We start from the raw sequence: 18,414 nt of genomic DNA on the forward strand, positions 1-18,414 counted from the left end.
GATCACCATGGGCGCACCCGACTTTGCCAACCTGCCGCACATCGGCGAATCGCTTCGCCGGAAAGAGGACTACCGCTTTCTGACCGGTGCCGGTAACTACACCGACGACATCAACCTGGCGAACCAGACGCACTGCATCTTCGTGCGCTCGCCTCATGCGCACGCGACCATCAAGTCGATCGACATTGCCGAGGCCATGAAGATGCCCGGCGTGGTCGGCATCTTCAGCGGCAAGGACATCGAGGGAAAAATGGGCGGGCTGCCATGCGGCTGGCTCATCAACAACCCCGACGGCACGCCGATGAAGGAGCCGATGCACCCGATCCTGGCGATCAAGAAGGTGCGCTATGTCGGCGATCACGTCGCCATGGTGGTGGCCGAAACGGTCGAGCAGGCGAAGAACGCGGCCGAAGCCGTGGTGGTCGACTACGACGTGCACCAAGCACTCGTGAGCGTCGCCGATGCAGCCAAGAAGGCGAGCGGTGTGGTCATCCATGACGAAGCACCCGACAACCAGTGCTACAAGTGGACCATCGGGGACAAGGCGGCAGTCGATGCGGCGTTTGTCAATGCAGCGCATGTGACCAAACTCGATCTGGTCAACAACCGGCTCATCCCGAACCCGATGGAAGCACGCGTGGCCATCGGCAGCTACAGCCGGGCCACCGAGGACTACGTGCTCTACGTGTCGAATCAGAATCCACACGTCGAGCGGCTGTTGATGACGGCCTTCGTGCTCGGCCTGCCGGAGCACAAGGTGCGCGTCATCGCACCCGATGTCGGCGGCGGTTTCGGCTCCAAGATCTATCTGTACGCTGAAGACGTGTGCTTGACCTGGGCGGCCAAGCAACTGAACCGCAGCATCAAGTGGACGGGCGACCGGTCGGAATGCTTCCTGTCGGACGCGCATGGTCGCGACCATGTGAGTCATGCCGAAATGGCGATGGACAAGGACGGCAAGTTCCTGGCGATGCGGGTGCATACCGACTGCAACCTCGGCGCCTACCTGTCGACCTTCTCGACGGCCGTGCCGACCATCCTCTACGCGACGCTGCTTGCGGGGCAATACACCACGCCGCAGATCTACGTCGAGGTGGACTCCTGGTTCACCAACACCGCGCCGGTCGATGCCTACCGCGGCGCGGGCCGACCCGAAGCGACTTACCTTGTCGAGCGTCTGGTGACGCGCTGCGCCTGGGAAATGAAGCAGAGCCAAAGCGACATCCGGGCGCGCAACTTCATCACTACTTTCCCCTACCAGACGCCGGTCGCGCTGCAGTACGACACCGGCGACTTCCACACCCTGCTGAACCAAGCCAACGAGCTGGCCGACGTCGCCGGCTTTGCTGCGCGACGCACCGCCAGCGAAGCGCAGGGCAAGCTGCGTGGCATGGGCTATTCGAGCTACATCGAGGCCTGCGGCATTGCGCCGTCGAACATCGCCGGTGCGCTTGGTGCGCGCGCGGGCCTGTTCGAATGCGGCGAGATCCGGGTGCATCCGACCGGCAGCGTCACGGTGTTCACCGGCTCGCACAGCCACGGGCAAGGCCACGAAACGACCTTCGCGCAGGTCGTGGCGGCACGCCTGGGTATCCCGGTCGAAAATGTCGACGTGGTGCACGGCGACACCGGCCGCGTACCGTTCGGCATGGGCACTTATGGCTCGCGTTCGATCTCGGTCGGCGGCGCAGCCATCATGAAGGCGCTCGACAAGATCGAGACCAAGGCCAAGAAGATCGCTGCGCATTTGATGGAGGCCAGCGACGCCGACATCGAGTTCGCCAACGGCGAGTTCACCGTCAAGGGCACCGACAAGAAGATCCCGTTCGGGCAGGTGGCGTTGACGGCCTACGTGCCGCACAACTACCCGCTCGACAAGCTGGAGCCCGGGCTGGACGAAACCGCGTTTTACGATCCGACCAATTTCACTTTTCCGGCCGGTACCTACATCTGCGAAGTCGAAATCGATCGGCAGACCGGCGAGGTCAAGGTCGATCGCTTCACCGCGGTGGACGACTTCGGCACCATCATCAATCCGATGATCGTCGAGGGTCAGGTGCATGGTGGACTGGTGCAGGGCATCGGCCAGGCGCTGATGGAAAACTGCGTGTACGACAACGAAACCGGCCAGCTGCTTACCGGCAGTTTCATGGACTACGCGATGCCACGCGCCGAAGACTTTCCGCAGTTCACGCTTGCCACCCACTCCACGCCGTGCACCCACAACCCGCTGGGCACCAAGGGCTGCGGGGAAGCCGGCGCTATCGGTTCGCCGCCGGCCGTCATCAATGCCGTGCTGGACGCGCTGGCGCCGCTCGGCGTGATCGACTTCGACATGCCAGCATCGCCCCATCGCGTGTGGGAAGCAATGCAAAAGGGCAGCACCACTCCCACGCAACAACCGCAAACACCGTCGCTGGCTGGCAGCACCCAGGGCCGTCCGGTCGTCTGACCGCGGTCGTCATTCAAGGAAGAACACCATGTATCCATTCACCCTCGAAAAGCCGACCACGCTGGCCGATGCCGCCAAGCTCTCCAGCGCAGGTGCCAAGCCGTTGGCTGGCGGACAAACGCTGCTGGCGTCCATGAAGCTGCGGCTTTCGGCGCCCGAACAGCTGGCCGACCTGAGCGGCATCAAAGAGCTGACCGGTATCAAGAAAGACGGCGCCACCCTCACCATCGGCGCGATGTCGCGGCACCTCGATGTCGCCAACAACGCCGACGTCAAGGCGGCTTACCCGGCGCTTGCCGATCTGGCGTCGCGCATCGGCGACCGGCAGGTGCGTGCCATGGGCACGATCGGCGGATCGGTTGCCAACAACGATCCGGCGGCGTGCTACCCCAGCGTCGTCCTGGCGTCGGGCGCGACCATCGTCACCGACAAGCGCGAGATCGCAGCGGACGATTTCTTTCTCGGCATGTTCACTACGGCGCTCGAAGAAGGCGAACTCATCACCGCCTTCAAATTCCCGGTGCCCAAGCGCGCCTGCTATGAAAAGCTGCGGCAAAAGGCTTCGCACTTTCCGCTGGTCGGCGTCTTCGTCGCGCAGTACGACAGCGGTGTGCGGGTGGCGATCACCGGCGCAGCCAACGGCGTGTTCCGGCACAAAGGCCTGGAAGACGCGCTCAACAAAAGCTTCACGGCCGAAGCCGCAGCCGGCGTGAAGATCGACTCGACCGATCTCAACAGCGACCTGCACGCCACCGCGCCGTACCGTGCCAACTTGATCAGTGTGCTGACGCAGCGGGCCGTGACCAAGGCGCTCGGCTAAGCGCTTCGGGATGACGTTTCCCACCATCGACGCGGTCGTCGAAGGCCTGCGTCTCGCGGGCTATTACGCCGACCGCCGGCTGGCGACTGCTGTATTTCTCGCGCTCAAATTGCAGCGTCCGTTGTTGCTCGAAGGCGAGCCGGGCGTCGGCAAGACCGAGCTGGCCAAGGCGCTGTCGAAAGCGTTGCAACGCGAGCTGTTGCGCCTGCAGTGCTACGACGGCCTGGAGCAACGCGAGGCGCTCTACGAATGGAACTATGCCGCGCAACTGCTGCACATGCGTGCAGCCGAAGCCTCCGGCGCGGCGCGGGATGTGGAGGCGGAGGTCTATCAGCCTCACTACCTCATCCGCCGTCCGCTGCTGCAGGCACTGCAAACGCCCGCGCCCGGCGCGGTGCTGCTGATCGACGAGGTCGACCGCGCGGACGAACCGTTCGAAGCCTTCCTGCTCGAGTACCTCGGCGAATACCAGGTCAGCATTCCGGAGCTGGGCACCATCCGGGCCGTAGTGCCGCCCATCACCCTGCTCACCAGCAATCGGACGCGCGAACTCAACGACGCGGTCAAGCGCCGCTGCCTCTACCACTGGCTCGACTACCCCGATCGCGACCGTGAACTGGCGATCGTGCGCAGTCAGGTCCCCGAGGCGGGCCAGGCTCTGTCGGCGCAGGTCGCAGCCTTCATGGGAAAACTGCGCAGCGCACCATTCGTCAATGCTTTCCAGCGGGCGCCCGGCATCGCCGAAAGCGTGGAGTGGGCACGGGCGCTGATCGCCCTCGACACGATCGAACTCGACCCGGAAGTGGTGATCGACACCGCCGGGATTTTGTTCAAGCAACGCGACGACGTGGCGGCCCTCACGCACACCCTGGCAACCGAACTGCTGCTCCCCGAAAAAGAGCCGACGTCATGATTCCGGGCGGTCGTGCGGCTACGGCGGGCACTGCGGGCACGGAGAGCGCGAGCCGCCGGATTCCGCAACTCGGCGATGCGCGCAGCGGCAAGCTCGCTGGCAACATCGTCGCGTTCGGGCGAGCCTTGCGCCGCGCCGGCGTGCGAACCGACGCCATGCGCATCGGCCTGGCGACCGAAGCGGTCGGGCTGGTCGGCGTCGACGAGCGCACCGATGTGTGTGCGGCCATGGAAGCTGTCATGGTCAGTCGCGAGCAAGACCGCATGGTGTTTCGCGAGCTGTTCGATGCCTGGTTTCGCGATCCTGAGCTGGCCAACAAGCTGCTGGCGCAGATGTTGCCGAGCGCCGAGGGCAAAGCCGAACCTTCGAAGCGGCGTCCTCGCGTTCGCGAGGCGCTGACGGCGCCGCGCGAACCCAGCAAGGCCGCGCAAACCGAACGCGAAGTCGACTTCGACGCGGCCATGACCGCCAGCGACCGCGACCTGCTCAAGCACGCCGACTTCAATGCGCTAGGCGCTTCCGAATACCGACTGGTCGAGCGGCTTGCGCGCGACATCTCTCTTCCTGTGCCTACGGTACGTTCGCGGCGGCTGCGCGTGGCGAGCGGTGCCGCCCAGCACGCACGCATGCACTGGCCCGGCGTGCTTCAGGAGGCTGCGCGCACAGGCGGCGAAATGCTGCGGCTTCCGCGCATGGCACGCCGCGAACAGCCGCTGCCGTTGCTCGTGCTGGTCGACGTGTCGGGCTCGATGGAGCGTTATGCCCGCCTGTTGCTTGCCTTCTTGCATGCGTCGACGCGACGTGCCGGTCGGCGCGACGTGTTCGCCTTCGGCACGCACCTGACCGATCTCACGCCGGCCTTTCGACTGGCCGATACCGACGAGATGCTGGGCGCTGCGAGCCTGGCGATCGACGACTTCGCGGGCGGCACGCGGCTCGGCGATTCCCTCGCCACCCTGCGCCGGCTGCATGCGCGCCGGCTGACGGGACGCCGCACGCTGGTGCTGGTGATCAGCGACGGTCTCGACACTGGCGAACCTCATGTGCTCGAAGATGAATTCCTCTGGCTCAAGCGACACTCACGGCGCCTCCTGTGGCTCAACCCGCTGCTGCGCTTCGACGGTTACGCTCCGCTGGCGCGCGGGGCTACTGTGCTGCACCGCCATGCGGACGCGATGCTGGCAGTCCACAATCTCGGCGCACTGGAGGAACTGGCCGCCAGTCTCGCCACACTGATGCGTTCGGGCCGTTAGCGCCCGACTGCGAACAACGAAAGGGAATCACATGGAAATGCTCGGCAACCGACACCTCGGCATCACGCAGCAACAGGCGTGGGAAGCGCTCAACGACCCGGAAACATTGAAGAAATGCATTCCGGGCTGCGACAAGTTCGAGCTGACCGGCGACAACACCTACAGCGTGGCACTGGCCCTCAAGATCGGCCCGGTTTCGGCCAAGTTTCAGGGCAAGGTCATGCTGTCGGACATCGTTGCACCGGACGGCTACAAACTGACCTTTGAGGGGCAGGGCGGCGTGGCCGGCTTTGCCAAGGGCGCGTCCAGCGTCACGCTTCGGCCGTTGTCGAGCACCGAGGCGGCTGACGCCGAGGGTGCCGCGGTCGTCGAAGCGCAACCCGGCTGCGAACTCGGCTACACCGTGCAGGCCACGGTCGGCGGCAAGATCGCGCAGCTGGGGCAACGGCTGATCGATGGCGCCGCCAAGTCGACCGCCGACGATTTCTTCAAGCGTTTCGAAGCGGAAATGCAGAGCCGCTACGGCCCGCCACCGGCCGCACAAACCGAAGACGGCGCCGCCGCCGCGCCCGCCGAAAAGACGGGCGCAATGGCCGGCTTCATGAAGAAGATCGGGCTCGGAAAGAAGGCCGACAAGGACGCCGCGGCTGCTGTCGACGATGCTTCTAAGGTCGCACAGGAAGGCGCGCCCGACAGCGCGCCCTGATCACGAGTCCACACGGGTCCAGCATGGAAAACCTCGACGTCATGGTGCTGCGCACGCTGCTCGACTGGCGCCGCGCCGGCAAACGCGCGCTGCTCACGACCGTCGTGCGAACCTGGGGCTCGTCGCCCCGGCCGGTCGGCTCCATCATGGCGCTGGCCGACGACGGTGCGGTGGTCGGATCGGTCTCGGGCGGCTGCATCGAAGACGACCTGATCGCGCGCTACAGCCGGTCGCACGGCGCGGCTGAAGACATCCCGAGCGGCGCGCCCTCGCTCGTCAAATACGGCATCACGGCCGATGAGGCGCATCGCTTCGGCTTGCCGTGCGGCGGCACGCTCGAGTTGCTGCTCGAGTACGACCCCGATGTCGCATCGCTGGAAACGCTCGTCGCTGCGCTCGAATCGGGCAAGCTGATGCAGCGCACCGTTTCGCTGGCAGACGGCGCGGTGCGCCTGGCCGAAGCCACGTCGCCAGATGCACTCACCGTCGACGACAAGGTACTGGTCAATACGTTCGGCCCCGAGTACCGGATGCTGCTGATCGGCGCTGGCCAGCTCGCCGAATACCTAGCGACCATGGCCAAGTTCAGCGGCTTCGCGGTCACGCTGTGCGACCCGCGGATCGAGTACCGGTCGTCGTGGTCGGTGCCAGGCGTCGCCATCACGACCGAGATGCCCGACGACGCGGTGACCGCCTTCAAGCCCGATCGCCGCAGCTGTGTGGTCGCGCTCACGCACGACCCCAAGCTCGATGATCTGGCGTTGCTCGAAGCACTGGAAAGCGATGCTTTCTACGTCGGTGCCATCGGCTCGCGCCGCAACGCCGAGGCGCGGCGCAGCCGCATGATCGAGCACTTCGAGCAGACGGCAGAGTCGCTGGCGCGCCTGCGCGGTCCTATCGGCATTTACATCGGCAGCAAGACGCCGCCGGAGATCGCGGTGAGCGTCATGGGCGAGATCCTCGCGGTCAAGAATGCGGTCACGCTGCCGCGTGAGACCGACGTGGCGCTGGCGAAGGCGCTGCACGGCGATTGAGCGCGGCCACTGAACGCTGCCGGTGTGGAAAGCGCGCAGTGCGTGAGCCGGCAGCAGGTTCATGCCGCCGGGCGATACGCCGCCCATGGCCATGGACGACACCGATCGCAAACTGATTTCGCTGTTGCGCAAGGATGCGCGCATGACTGCCGCGGCGCTGGCTGCGAAGCTCGGCGTCTCGCGCGGCACCATTGCTAACCGCTTGCGCAAGCTCGAAGACGAGCAGGTAATCGTCGGCTATTCAGTGCGGCTCAGGCCCGCCGCCGAGCCCGCCACCATCAAGGCCTGGATGAGTGTGGTGGTCGAAGGTAACCAGACCCGCGCCGTCATCGCCGCGCTGCTCGGCGAGCCCGCCGTCGCATCTTCATATGCAACGCTCTTCGTTGTAGGGCCAGGCGTACCCGGCCGTAGGACCGAGGCGGCTTTGCACCGCACTTCCCGCAGATGTGAACTTTGCACTCCCGCGAATGTCGTCCGCCGTGCCCAATGGCTTCGAACCAACTGGAGCTTGAACATGAGCAAGACGCTCGATCTGATTGTTGAAGAGACGATTCCCGGACATTTTTTCTGGACGCTGGTGCGGCGCGCCCCTGCCAAAGAGACTCCCTTTGTCGTCGACTTTGCCATGGGCCCGTTGCCTAGCAAGAAGGCCGCCATCGCTGCCGGCAATGCCGCGATGCAAAGAGCCAGCGCGGCCAGCGGAGCCGGTCAGTCCGCATGGAACGGAAACCACGCGGAGACTGTTTCTGCGAATCTTTAGATGCCGCCTTTGGACTCGCGAGAGCTTTTGCGCGCAGGCTTCTTCTGAACCGCGTCGCGCTGCGCACTCGCACTCGACACCGCAGCAACGGCATTCGCATCGTCGAGCCACAACAATGCGTCGACATGCGACATGAAGTGGCTGAGGTAGCCCGGCGAAAGATCGCGCATCGACTTGAGCGCCTGGTGCACCAAATGGTGCGAATTAAGGGGACCTGGATTGTCTGGCACCGTCGCGTGAGACTGGGACAAATGGCGTTCGGCGCTGAGCTTCGACCATGTGCTTCTGAAGTACTTGAGCGTGCGCGGCATCGAGCCCTCGATGGCGCCGTCGTCACCGGTCACCTTCGGTGCGAGTCGACCGGCCAGTTCTGCAAGCGCGCTGCGAACCGCGGAACCTGAACCCGGGGCACCCGGCAGGCCGGGCAGTTCGCCTGCAACATCGCTTGTTGCCTGCGCCGCCTCTCTGGCAAATCTCGCTCTTTCGACGTCCTCGCCATAAGCAGACAACAGTTGCGCCAGCCTGTCGTCGAGGATGCGGCGCGCTGCCCCTTGCTGCAGCAAAGCTCGCCGCGCAAGAACCTCGATGAAGCCGAAGCGCACGGGGTCAATACGGTGATCGCCACGCGCGCGCAACGCGTCGAGCGTGGCGCCGTGGTCCACGCCAGCATCGCTCGTGACGACGCCCTTACTCACGGACCTTTGCGGTGCCAGTGGCTGCATTGTTGACACCAGCAGGCCGCGGTGTCGGCGCCATCTCGACGCGCCGATTTTTCGAGCGTCCATCCGCATCCGCGTTCGATGCCACGGCCTGCTCTGCACCGAACGCCGCGGCAAAGACCGACGCCGCCGGAAGGCCTTCTTCAATCAGCGTCCGCGTCACCGTCAAGGCGCGTTGCGCCGACAGCTCCCAGTTGTCGGCGAATTGCCGATTGCCCCCGCGCACCTGCCGATCGTCGGTGAAGCCGCTCACCATCAGGATCTCGTCGCGTGACTGCAGGTAGGCGGCGAGCGGCGTGGTCAGGCTCTTCAACAGTTGCCGGCCCTCGGGTTGCAGCTCGGCCGAGTTGAGCGCGAACAGCACACTGCCGCTGATGCCGATACGCCCGTTGTTGAGCGTCACGCGGCCCGCAGCCAAGGGCCCGGCCAGCGCCTTTTCCAAGGTCTCGCGGCGCTGCGACTCCGCTTGCCGTTGCTTGACCTCGGCTTCGAGCTTGGTCGCGAGTTCCAGTTGCATGCCGAGCACGCACACCAGGATGAGCACGAAGGCGCCGAGCAGTCCCGACATCAGGTCGCCGAAGACAGCCCAGATCGGGACGCTCGATTCGAGCCCGCCGTCGCTGCCTTCGGAAAGTTCGTTCATCACGCTTCGCTGCCCGCGAGCGAGCGCTGATCTGCGAGCCGCTGCAGGTCTTCGACGATCTGCCTTTGCGACAGCATGCTGAGGTCGATGACCTCCCTGGCCTGCGCCACGTAATAGGCAAGTTGCTCATCGCTGCGCACCATCGATTTTCCGAGCGCGCCTTCGATGCGTTGCAGTTGGGCACCCAGCTTGTCGTTCGACTGGCTGAAGAGCTGCACGGCGTGACCGAAGGCTTCGCCCAGGCTCGCCACTTCGACCGCGCTGCCGGTGAGCCGCGCACTCACGTCGGCCATCTTTTCTGCTTCGGCGTCGACCTTGTCGGTGAACTGAGTGCCGGCGCGTGCCAGCAAATCCGCCGATGTCGCAACCAGCGCATCGATGGCCGCGCGTTGTTCGGTGGAGGCGTGGTTGACGCTGTCGAGCACGGTCGAGAGCGTGCCGAGGATGCGGCTGCGCTCTTCGAGCAGTGCGTTGTCGCCGACCATGCTGGCCGACAGCTTCTGCCGCAGTTCGGCGATGACCTCGGCCGCTGCACGTGGCGCTTCGGAGGCTGTCTGCACGAGTTGCGCGACCTCCGCGATGGTGTTCTTCGCATGTGCTTCCGTCTGGGCAGACAGGTCGCGAGCGGTCTGCTCCAGCCTCTCGACGATCTCTCGCTGCAGGCCGGCGGCTTGCGCGCCCGCCTGCTGCCATTCATGCTTCAGCGAGGCCGCGATCGCTGCGAGCGCCTCGGTCCAGGAAGCGAGGCGCTGTTGATCTTGCGAGGCAACCTTGTGCTGCAAATCGCCGTGCGCTTCGCCCAGCGAATGCACCAATGATGTCGCGCGTTGCTCGAATGTTTCTGCGAAGCGATCGAGCGACGTGCCCAGGTCTTCGGCCAACGATTCGCTCGTACGCCGGTGTTCGGCCAGCGCGGTGTTCCAGAGATTGCCCATGTTCGCCGTGCTGGCCTCGAAGCGGGTCGACAGCCCATCGAGTTGCTGCTGCGCTGCCTGCGCGACATGGGTGTGCAGAGCGGCCGTCTCTTTGGCGATGCTGGCCATCGTGGCCTCGACCACAGGTTGAATCGTCGCACCAGCGATGCGGGCGCTTTCGGTCAGGCTTTCTTTCAGCGATTCGCCGACGGCCGACGCCAAGCTCGCGTAAGCGGACTCGGCCTGCCCATGAAAACTGTCTTGCCCAGCGACGAGCTTCTCGTTCAGCGCCTGACTCTGCTTTTCCATCGCGGCCATCATGGATTGCAGACGGTCGGCCAGTTCGGGCATGACCTCGGCCTGGCGTTGAAGCAGCTTGAACGATTCTTCGCGCCGGTGCGCACTTGAAAAGACACGCAAGGTCGTCGCGATCTTGGTGTCGAGCAACTGCGCAACCTGCAGCCGGTCGCGTCGGCACAGAGCGGAAACCAGGCCCAGCATCGCCGATGCCGCGACACCCGCGAGCGATGTTCCGAAAGCCAGGCCCAGTCCCTTGACCGGCGCAGCCAGCGACGAGCGGATCGACAGCAGGTCCGATGCGCTTTCCAGCGCGGTGCCGGTGCCGTTCAGCGTGACGACCATGCCGAGGAAAGTGCCGAGCATGCCGAGCAGCACCAACAGGCCCGCGAGGTAGGGCGTCAGCGTCGGGCCAGGCAGGCCAACGCGTTCGCCTTCGATGCGCAGACGCACCGAGTTCTGCAGCGAAGCGGGAAGCTGACCGAGCCAGGCGGCAAGGCCAGCCGGTGCTTCGGAGGTGCCCGTCACCGCGTGTGCCAGCGTGGACGTCGCCTGATCGAAGCGGTACAGCTCCAGCCCGCCCATCACATAGAACCCGCCGATGATCAGCGTCATCACCAGCGCCAGCGGGCTCACGCCGATGTAGCCGATGCCGACCCAGCAGATGGCTGCCAAGCCGAGGAAAAACGCTGTGAAGTGAAGTGATCTGCTCATGGCATCCCGTTATGTCTCTCGAAGGGCTTCGAGCAGCCCTTCGACTGGTTGCAATCGAATCTCCAGCTCGGCGAGCAACACGCTTTGCATGTCCTTGACGAATGCGTCTCGCCATGCTTCAGGCTCGCCATGCGCCAGGCGCTTGAAATACTTCTCGAGCAAGCCCGGCACCGTCGCCAGCAAACGTTGCTCATGCACGGCCAGCGCCCGCTCCATCACCGCATCCAGCGCGGCGAGCTGCACCATGGACGGTGATTTGCTCGCCAATGCCACGCGCACACGCCTGCGCATGCCGGCGATATTCGTCTCCATGGCCTGTTGTCGGGCAATGTAGCGCCTGCGATAAGGGGCGAAGTCGGTGGTCGTGCCCGTTGCCGCGTTGCGGGAGGGCGCGAGGTCTCCGTTGATCGCGGTGACCAGCACGGCCCGCACGCGTACGCATTCGGCTTCTTCGGTGCTCGATGCCGCGAGGGCATTGCGCAGGCGCAACGGTGCATTCGGCACCTCGCCGTTCAAAACCGAAGAGAGCGTGATCGCGTCGGTCCAGCCGAGCCACTGACTCAATCGGTCTGTGAAAGACCGTTTGGAGTCGGCGACGTCGATGTCCGTCAGTCGGGCGAGGAGGCGAACGAGTATCGACCCGTTGAAGCCTGTGCGCCGGGGCACTTGCACCATACCGTCCAGAGCGAAAAACCACGCAGTCTACACGCGGCAAACACGGGGAAAGGCGACGGAAAAGGTGTAGGGAAACCGAGACCTCAGGCCGTCGGCACCGTGCCTTGGCCCATCAATGGTTGTCGCGCGGCACTCCGAAGGTCGCATGGATCTTCTGGTACTTCACGGCCGGCTTCAGCACCATGCCTTCGGACAGCTCGCCGACGATGTTGCGCTGGATTTCCTGCCACGGCGTCTGGCTCGCCGGGTACTTGTAGCCACCGGCCGCTTCGAGCGCGGCGCGGCGCTTGGCGATTTCTTCGTCGCTCACCAGCATGTTCGCGGTGCGCTTTTTCAGGTCGATGCGCACGCGGTCGCCGGTTTTCAGCAACGCGAGGTTGCCACCGGTCGCAGCCTCGGGCGAGGCGTTGAGGATCGACGGTGAACCGGACGTGCCCGACTGCCGGCCATCGCCGATACAGGCCAGCGCGGTCACGCCCTTCTTCAGCAGGTAGTCGGGTGCGCGCATGTTGACGACCTCGGCCGCACCGGGGTAGCCGACCGGACCGACACCGCGCATGAACAACACGGTGTGCTCGTTCAGCTTCATCTTCGGATCGTCGATGCGGTGGTGGTAGTCCTCCGGGCCATCGAACACCGCAGCCAGCCCTTCGAACGCCATCGGGTCGGCAGCGTTTTCAAGATAGCGGGTGCGGAACTCCGGTGTGATCACGCTGGTCTTCATGATGGCCGAGTCGAACAGGTTGCCCCTGAAATGAAGGAAACCCGCGTCCTTTTTCATGGGCTTGGCATACGGGAAGATCACGTCGCGGTCGTCGGTGAAACGGCCTTCGCAGTTCTCGACGATGGTCTTGCCATTCGCCGTCAGCGCGGGCTTGATCTTGCCCTTCGCAATGAGCTCGGCCACCACGGCAGGCACGCCGCCGGCGCGGTAATAGTCTTCGCCCAGGTATTCGCCGGCTGGCTGCAGGTTGACCAGCAGCGGCACCTTGTAGCCGATCTTTTCCCAGTCGTCGTTGTCCAGCTTCACGCCGATGTGCTTGGCGATGGCGTTGAGGTGAATCGGCGCGTTGGTCGATCCGCCGATGGCCGAGTTGACGACGATGGCGTTTTCGAAGGCTTCGCGCGTCATGATGTCCGATGGCTTCAGGTCCTCGCGCACCATTTCGACGATGCGCTTGCCGGTCAGGTAGGCCATCTCCTGCCGGTCGCGGTAGGGCGCCGGAATCGCCGCGCTGCCGGGCAAGGTCATGCCCAGTGCCTCGGCCAGCGAGTTCATCGTCGATGCCGTGCCCATCGTGTTGCAGTGGCCAGTCGATGGAGCCGACGACGCGACCAGCTTCAGGAACTCCTGGTAGCCGATCTCACCGGCGGCCATCAGCTCGCGCGCTTTCCAGACGATGGTGCCGGAGCCGGTGCGCTCGCCCTTGTACCAGCCGTTCAGCATCGGGCCGGAGTTGAGTGCGATGGCCGGAATGTCGACGGTGGCTGCGGCCATCAACTGCGCCGGCGTGGTCTTGTCGCAGCCGGTGGTAAGTACGCAACCATCGATCGGGTAGCCGTAGAGCACCTCGATGAGCGAGAGGTATTGCAGGTTGCGGTCGAGCGATGCGGTGGGGCGCTTGCAGGTTTCCTGGATCGGATGGATCGGAAACTCGAACGCGATGCCGCCCGCGTCGCGGATGCCTTCGCGCACGCGCTCGGCCAGCACGATGTGGTGGCGGTTGCACGGCGCGATGTCAGAGCCGGTCTGGGCGATGCCGATGATCGGCCGGCCCGACTGCAGCTCGTCGAAGCTCAGGCCGAAGTTCATCGTTCGCTCGATGTAGAGCGCCGTCATGTCGGCGTTGTCGGGGTTGTCGAACCACGACTGCGAGCGCAGGCGCTGCGGGCTGGTGCGCGGCTTCTTGGGCGTGCTCTTCGGGTTGCTCTTTGGGTCGCTTTTGGGCGTGGAGGCTTTCGTCATCGTTTCATCCCCTTGAGGGTTTCTTGTGCGGTCGGCAAGGCGGAGCAGTCGTCGATGTACTGCTGAATCATTTCGGCAAAATTTTCGTGTGGCAGCAGGCCGAGGCCGGCAGCGCGCGCAGCGGTTGCGCCGCTCGGCCAGTTGGCCACGATGCCGGCAACGCGCTCGTCGCGCTCGAAGCGCACCAGCGCGCGCACCGACTTGCCGGCCACCTGTTCGAGCGCTTCGAGCATGTCGCTCACGCGCACGTTCAGCGCGGGCAAATTGAGTGCGAGCCGGCCGCAGAAAGCTTCGCGCGAGGCTTCGTACACGGCGATCAGCCCGTCGACCGTGCGCGACGGCGACGACATCGGATGCGACGCGTCGGGCGACACCGGACAGATCGACTCGACGCCCGCCAACGGCTCGCGAATGATGCCGCTGAAGAACGACGATGCCGCCCCGTTCGGTTTGCCTGGGCGTACCGTAACCGTCATCAGACGCGCCGCGCGGCCGTCGATGTAGCCCTTGCGCGTGTAGTCGGCGATGAGGTGTTCGCAGATCAGCTTTTGCACGCCGTAGGACGTTTGCGGCGCTGGCAGCGTGTCGTCGGCGACCACCTTGGGAAAGGTGATCGCCGGGTCGGGCCCGAACACCGCGACCGAACTGGAGAACACCACGCGCGCCACCTTGCCGCCGTCGTCAACATTGGCGCGCAAGGCGTCGAGCAAGGCACGCGTGCTGTCGAGGTTGGAGCGCAGGCCGAGGTCGAAGTCGGCTTCGCATTCGCCCGACACGGCCGAGGCCAGATGAAACACGCCGTCGAAGGGCTCGGTACGCAGCGCATCGGTTTGCGTCAGCAGCGGGCCGGTGCGCGCCTCGACCCGAGGATCGGCCAGCAGGTCGGCTGGCGGCGGTGCGATGTCGGTCAGCACGAGCTTGTCGATACTCTGTCCGGCCAAGGTGCCGCGTCGCAGCAGGGTGCGCGCCAGTCGCGCGCCGAGGAAGCCACCGCCTCCGGTGATCAGCAATTTCATGGGGTCTCCTTTTGGATGGTTCGTCTCGTCTTGATTTGACGTGCTGGGGTCTGACGTGTCGAGACACGCGCCGCGGCACGGCGGCGCTGTCCGGTGATGACGCCGCCTTCGACCAGCCGCTCTTCGCCACGGATGATGTGTTGCGTCGCGTAGTGCCGCGCGGCGGTGGCGTCGCGATTGGCGATGGCCTCGACCAGTGCCCGATGCTCGTGTTGCACCGCCTGCATGAAGTCGATGCGCCGTGCCTCGTTGCCGCGCGTAATGCGCATGCCTTCGCGCAGGTACTGCTCCAAAAAGCCGAGCAGCAGACGGAACTGCGGATTGCCGGTCGATTCTCCGATGACCCGATGGAACGCGAGGTCTTCGGCAACGCCGTCGTGGCCGGCCGCGACCGCCGTGTCGATCGCCTTGAGTGCACGACGCAAGGCTGCGATCTGGGCGCGCGTGGCGCGTTCGGCGGCCAGTGCAGCGATCTCGCCTTCGAGCACGCGACGGACCTCGACCACATGCACGACAGCTTGAACCGACTCGAGCACCGCCGGGTCGAACACCAGCGGCCGATTGACCGGCGTTTGCGCCACGTACACGCCCGAGCCCTGCCGCGAAATGACCAGCGCCTTCGACTTGAGCTGGTGCACTGCCTCTCGCACGACGGTGCGCGAAACGCCGTGCGACTCGGCCAGTTGCTGCTCGGTCGGCAGGCGGTCACCGGGCTGCCACGCGCCCGACTCGATCTGCGAAATCAGGCGCAGCGCGAGCCTGTCCGACAGCCGGTCGGCCACCAGATGGAAGGGCTTTGAAGAGGGAGATGCCTGTGCGGCAGCAGCGGAATGAAGCACGGTTATCAGGTCATCATACAAATTTTCGGGGGTTTTCTCCTACCGGTTTGCCCTGATAGCGATAGATGGCTGCAATGTCGATACTCCGCTGGCTGCAATGCGGAGTCTCCGCATTCTTTAAGTCTGTTCGAGAATTTTTGAGGATTCCATCTGCATGGCCAGCGTCACGATCCAGGGTGTCAAGAAGAACTTCGGTGATGTCCCGATCCTGCACGGCGTCGACATCGACATCAAGGACGGTTCCTTTACCGTGCTGGTCGGCCCTTCGGGCTGCGGCAAGTCGACGTTGCTGCGCATGATCGCGGGGTTGGAGCAAATCAACGGCGGCGAAATTCGCATCGGCGAAAAGCGCGTCAACGACTTGCCACCAAAGGAGCGCGACATCGCGATGGTGTTCCAGAACTACGCGCTGTATCCGCACATGACGGTGCGCGACAACATGGCGTTCTCGCTCGCGCTGGCAAAGGCCGACAAGTCGATCATCGAGTCGAAGGTCAAGCGCGCGGCCGAAATTCTGGCGCTGATCCCGCTCCTCGACCGCTATCCGCGCCAGCTGTCGGGTGGGCAACGGCAGCGCGTCGCGATGGGTCGTGCCATCGTGCGCGACCCGCAGGTTTTCCTGTTCGACGAACCTCTGTCCAACCTCGACGCCAAGCTGCGCGTCGCGATGCGCAGCGAGATCAAGGAATTGCATCAGCGCCTGAAGACGACGTCGATCTATGTCACGCACGACCAGATCGAAGCGATGACGATGGGCGACAAGATCGTGGTGATGCGCGATGGCCGGATCGAGCAGACCGGCAGCCCGCTCGAGCTTTATGACCGGCCGGCGAATCAGTTCGTCGCCGGCTTCATCGGCTCGCCGTCGATGAACTTCTTGCCAGGCACGCTGCATCGAAAATCCGGTGTGGCGCATGTCGAACTGCAAGACGGCACGCGGCTCGATGCACCCTTGCAGGCCGGCGGTGCCGATGGTCAGCCTGTCGTGTACGGCACGCGGCCGGAGCATCTTTTGCTGTCCGACGCGGGCGGCATTCCGTCGAAGGTCGTTGTCATGGAACCGACCGGCATGGACACTTTCGTGTCGTGCCGGCATGAAGGCGTGGAGCTGTCGGCCGTGTTCCGCGAGCGCCACGACTTTGCGCCGGGCACCATGATCCATCTGCAACCCGACCTGCAGCGCGCACACCTTTTCGATGCAGCCACCGGCGAACGGCTGGTGGCTTGATTTATCAGTTGGTCCCGTTCACATTTAGGAGACATGAATGAATGACTTCAACCGCCGCAAGTTTCTGGAGAGCTCTGCCGGCGTTGCCGCAGTAGCGACGCTTGGCACCGGCACCGCGCTTTTCTCGTCGTCGGCGCAAGCCCAGACGATGACTTTCAAGCCCGAAAAAGGCGCCAAGCTGCGCGTGTTGCGCTGGAGCCGTTTCGTGCAGGGCGACATCGACGCCTACATGGCCAATGTCAAGAAATTTACCGAGGCCACGGGTGTCGAGGTGCGCGTCGACAACGAGGGCTGGGAAGACGTGCGACCCAAGGCTGCTGTCGCTGCCAACACCGGCGCCGGCCCTGACATCATTTTGTCGACCAACGACGACGCCAACCTCTATCCCGACAAACTGCTCGACGTGACCGACCTGGCCGAATACCTCGGCAAGAAGTACGGCGGCTGGTACCCGGCGGGCGAGGCCTTCATGCGCCCCGATGGCAAGAAGTGGCTCGGCCTGCCGCTCGGCGCTTCAGGCTCACTCATCGTGTACCGCGAGAGCATGGTCAAGGCGGCCGGCTTCGACACCTTCCCCAAGAACACCGACGACTTCCTGAAGCTTTACAAGGCGCTGAAAGAAAAGGGTACGCCCGGTGGCATGGCGCTCGGCAATGCGACCGGCGACAGCGTGTGGACGAACTGGCTGGTCTGGGCATTCGGCGGCAAGCTGGTCGACAAGACCAACAAGGTCGTGATCGACAGCCCGGAGACCATCAAGGCACTGGAATACAGCAAGGAGCTGTACGCCAATTTCATTCCCGGCACGCTGTCATGGCTCGACCCGAACAACAACAAGGCCTTCCTCGACGGCCAGATCAGCGTCACCAACAACGGCATCTCGATCTACTACGCCGCCAAGAACTCACCGGACCCCAAGGTCAAGGAGATGGCTGCCGACATCAACCACGCGGTGTTCCCGATCGGCCCGGCCGGCGTGCCGACCGAGTCGCACTTGTTCTTCAACCAGATGGTCATGAAGTACACGAAGTTTCCGCAGGCATCGAAAGAGTTCCTGCGTTTCATGATGGAAAAAGAGCAGTTCGATCCGTGGCTGCAGGGTGGCGGTGGCTATGTCGCGCAGCCCTTGCGTGCTTACGAAGCGAACACGATCTGGAGCTCGGATCCGAAGAACACGCCGTACCGCGATTCGGTGAAGAACCTGCGTCCAGCGGGCTACGACGGCAAGCTGGGTTACGCCTCGGCCGGTGCGGCAGCGGACTTCATCATTCCGAACATGGTGGCCGAAGCCGCCAGCGGCGCCAAGACGCCGAAGGAAGCCGCCGAGCGCGCACAGAAGCGCGCCGAGCGCTACTACAAGCTTTAACCACAAGCTTTACCAGCTCAGAGAAGTCGCCAGATAAATGTCCACACCACGGGTCGTCACTCCACCGGCAGGCGCCGACAGCGGCCGGCTACAGCCGGC

The 18,414-nt window shown here is 64.4% G+C and carries 16 protein-coding genes; 9 read left to right on the top strand and 7 right to left on the bottom strand.

The window, feature by feature from the left end; genetic code table 11:
- The first annotated feature begins 7 nt into the window (after positions 1 to 7).
- The 7 genes from H7F36_RS12015 to H7F36_RS22400 all read left to right on the top strand — a co-directional run bounded on the left by H7F36_RS12015 (position 8) and on the right by H7F36_RS22400 (position 7,938).
- Positions 8 to 2,452: a xanthine dehydrogenase family protein molybdopterin-binding subunit gene (locus tag H7F36_RS12015; protein ID WP_187051046.1), complete on the top strand. Its 2,445-nt coding sequence runs from the start codon at positions 8 to 10 to the stop codon at positions 2,450 to 2,452.
- A 28-nt stretch (positions 2,453 to 2,480) separates the two neighbouring features.
- Positions 2,481 to 3,272, top strand: coding sequence for an FAD binding domain-containing protein (locus tag H7F36_RS12020; protein WP_187051047.1), 792 nt, complete (start codon positions 2,481 to 2,483; stop codon positions 3,270 to 3,272).
- Between the two features lie 10 nt (positions 3,273 to 3,282).
- Positions 3,283 to 4,185, top strand: a complete 903-nt coding sequence (locus tag H7F36_RS12025; RefSeq protein ID WP_187051048.1) for an AAA family ATPase — start codon at positions 3,283 to 3,285, stop codon at positions 4,183 to 4,185.
- Positions 4,182 to 5,438, top strand: a complete 1,257-nt coding sequence (locus H7F36_RS12030; RefSeq protein ID WP_187051049.1) for a vWA domain-containing protein — start codon at positions 4,182 to 4,184, stop codon at positions 5,436 to 5,438. Before H7F36_RS12025 ends, H7F36_RS12030 begins: the two co-directional genes overlap by 4 nt.
- A gap of 31 nt (positions 5,439 to 5,469) precedes the next feature.
- Positions 5,470 to 6,144, top strand: coding sequence for a CoxG family protein (locus tag H7F36_RS12035; RefSeq protein ID WP_187051050.1), 675 nt, complete (start codon positions 5,470 to 5,472; stop codon positions 6,142 to 6,144).
- Between the two features lie 23 nt (positions 6,145 to 6,167).
- A complete protein-coding gene (locus H7F36_RS12040; protein ID WP_187051051.1) occupies positions 6,168 to 7,178 on the top strand; it encodes an XdhC family protein in 1,011 nt (336 codons plus the stop codon).
- An 85-nt stretch (positions 7,179 to 7,263) separates the two neighbouring features.
- Positions 7,264 to 7,938, top strand: coding sequence for an Lrp/AsnC family transcriptional regulator (locus H7F36_RS22400; protein WP_315971415.1), 675 nt, complete (start codon positions 7,264 to 7,266; stop codon positions 7,936 to 7,938).
- Here the strand turns inward: H7F36_RS22400 and H7F36_RS12050 are convergent.
- The 7 genes from H7F36_RS12050 to H7F36_RS12080 form a co-directional block, all read right to left on the bottom strand.
- Positions 7,935 to 8,633 (bottom strand): DUF2894 domain-containing protein, encoded by a 699-nt coding sequence (locus H7F36_RS12050; protein ID WP_261802251.1) that lies wholly within the window; start codon positions 8,631 to 8,633, stop codon positions 7,935 to 7,937. The two genes, H7F36_RS22400 and H7F36_RS12050, sit on opposite strands and share 4 nt — an antisense overlap.
- Positions 8,626 to 9,300: an OmpA family protein gene (locus H7F36_RS12055; RefSeq protein WP_187051052.1), complete on the bottom strand. Its 675-nt coding sequence runs from the start codon at positions 9,298 to 9,300 to the stop codon at positions 8,626 to 8,628. The genes H7F36_RS12050 and H7F36_RS12055 overlap by 8 nt, the downstream gene beginning before the upstream one ends.
- Complete coding sequence (locus H7F36_RS12060; protein WP_187051053.1) at positions 9,300 to 11,225, bottom strand: DUF802 domain-containing protein; 1,926 nt, start codon at positions 11,223 to 11,225, stop codon at positions 9,300 to 9,302. Before H7F36_RS12060 ends, H7F36_RS12055 begins: the two co-directional genes overlap by 1 nt.
- Positions 11,226 to 11,234: 9 nt before the next feature.
- A complete protein-coding gene (locus H7F36_RS12065) occupies positions 11,235 to 11,900 on the bottom strand; it encodes a DUF3348 domain-containing protein (RefSeq protein WP_187051054.1) in 666 nt (221 codons plus the stop codon).
- A 112-nt stretch (positions 11,901 to 12,012) separates the two neighbouring features.
- On the bottom strand, positions 12,013 to 13,866 hold the full coding sequence (locus H7F36_RS12070; RefSeq protein ID WP_187051055.1) for an IlvD/Edd family dehydratase: 1,854 nt from the start codon (positions 13,864 to 13,866) through the stop codon (positions 12,013 to 12,015).
- A complete protein-coding gene (gene denD / locus H7F36_RS12075; RefSeq protein WP_187051056.1) occupies positions 13,863 to 14,882 on the bottom strand; it encodes a D-erythronate dehydrogenase in 1,020 nt (339 codons plus the stop codon). The genes H7F36_RS12070 and denD overlap by 4 nt, the downstream gene beginning before the upstream one ends.
- Positions 14,879 to 15,721: a FadR/GntR family transcriptional regulator gene (locus H7F36_RS12080; protein ID WP_261802252.1), complete on the bottom strand. Its 843-nt coding sequence runs from the start codon at positions 15,719 to 15,721 to the stop codon at positions 14,879 to 14,881. Before H7F36_RS12080 ends, denD begins: the two co-directional genes overlap by 4 nt.
- 154 nt (positions 15,722 to 15,875) lie before the next feature.
- Here H7F36_RS12080 and H7F36_RS12085 point away from each other — a divergent pair, with 154 nt between their 5' ends.
- Both H7F36_RS12085 and H7F36_RS12090 read left to right on the top strand, forming a co-directional pair.
- Positions 15,876 to 16,949: an ABC transporter ATP-binding protein gene (locus tag H7F36_RS12085; RefSeq protein ID WP_187051057.1), complete on the top strand. Its 1,074-nt coding sequence runs from the start codon at positions 15,876 to 15,878 to the stop codon at positions 16,947 to 16,949.
- Positions 16,950 to 16,986: 37 nt separating this feature from the next.
- Positions 16,987 to 18,315: an ABC transporter substrate-binding protein gene (locus H7F36_RS12090; protein WP_187051058.1), complete on the top strand. Its 1,329-nt coding sequence runs from the start codon at positions 16,987 to 16,989 to the stop codon at positions 18,313 to 18,315.
- Positions 18,316 to 18,414 lie beyond the last annotated feature (99 nt).

This window comes from Variovorax sp. PAMC28562 (assembly GCF_014303735.1).
Taxonomy (GTDB): domain Bacteria; phylum Pseudomonadota; class Gammaproteobacteria; order Burkholderiales; family Burkholderiaceae_C; genus Variovorax.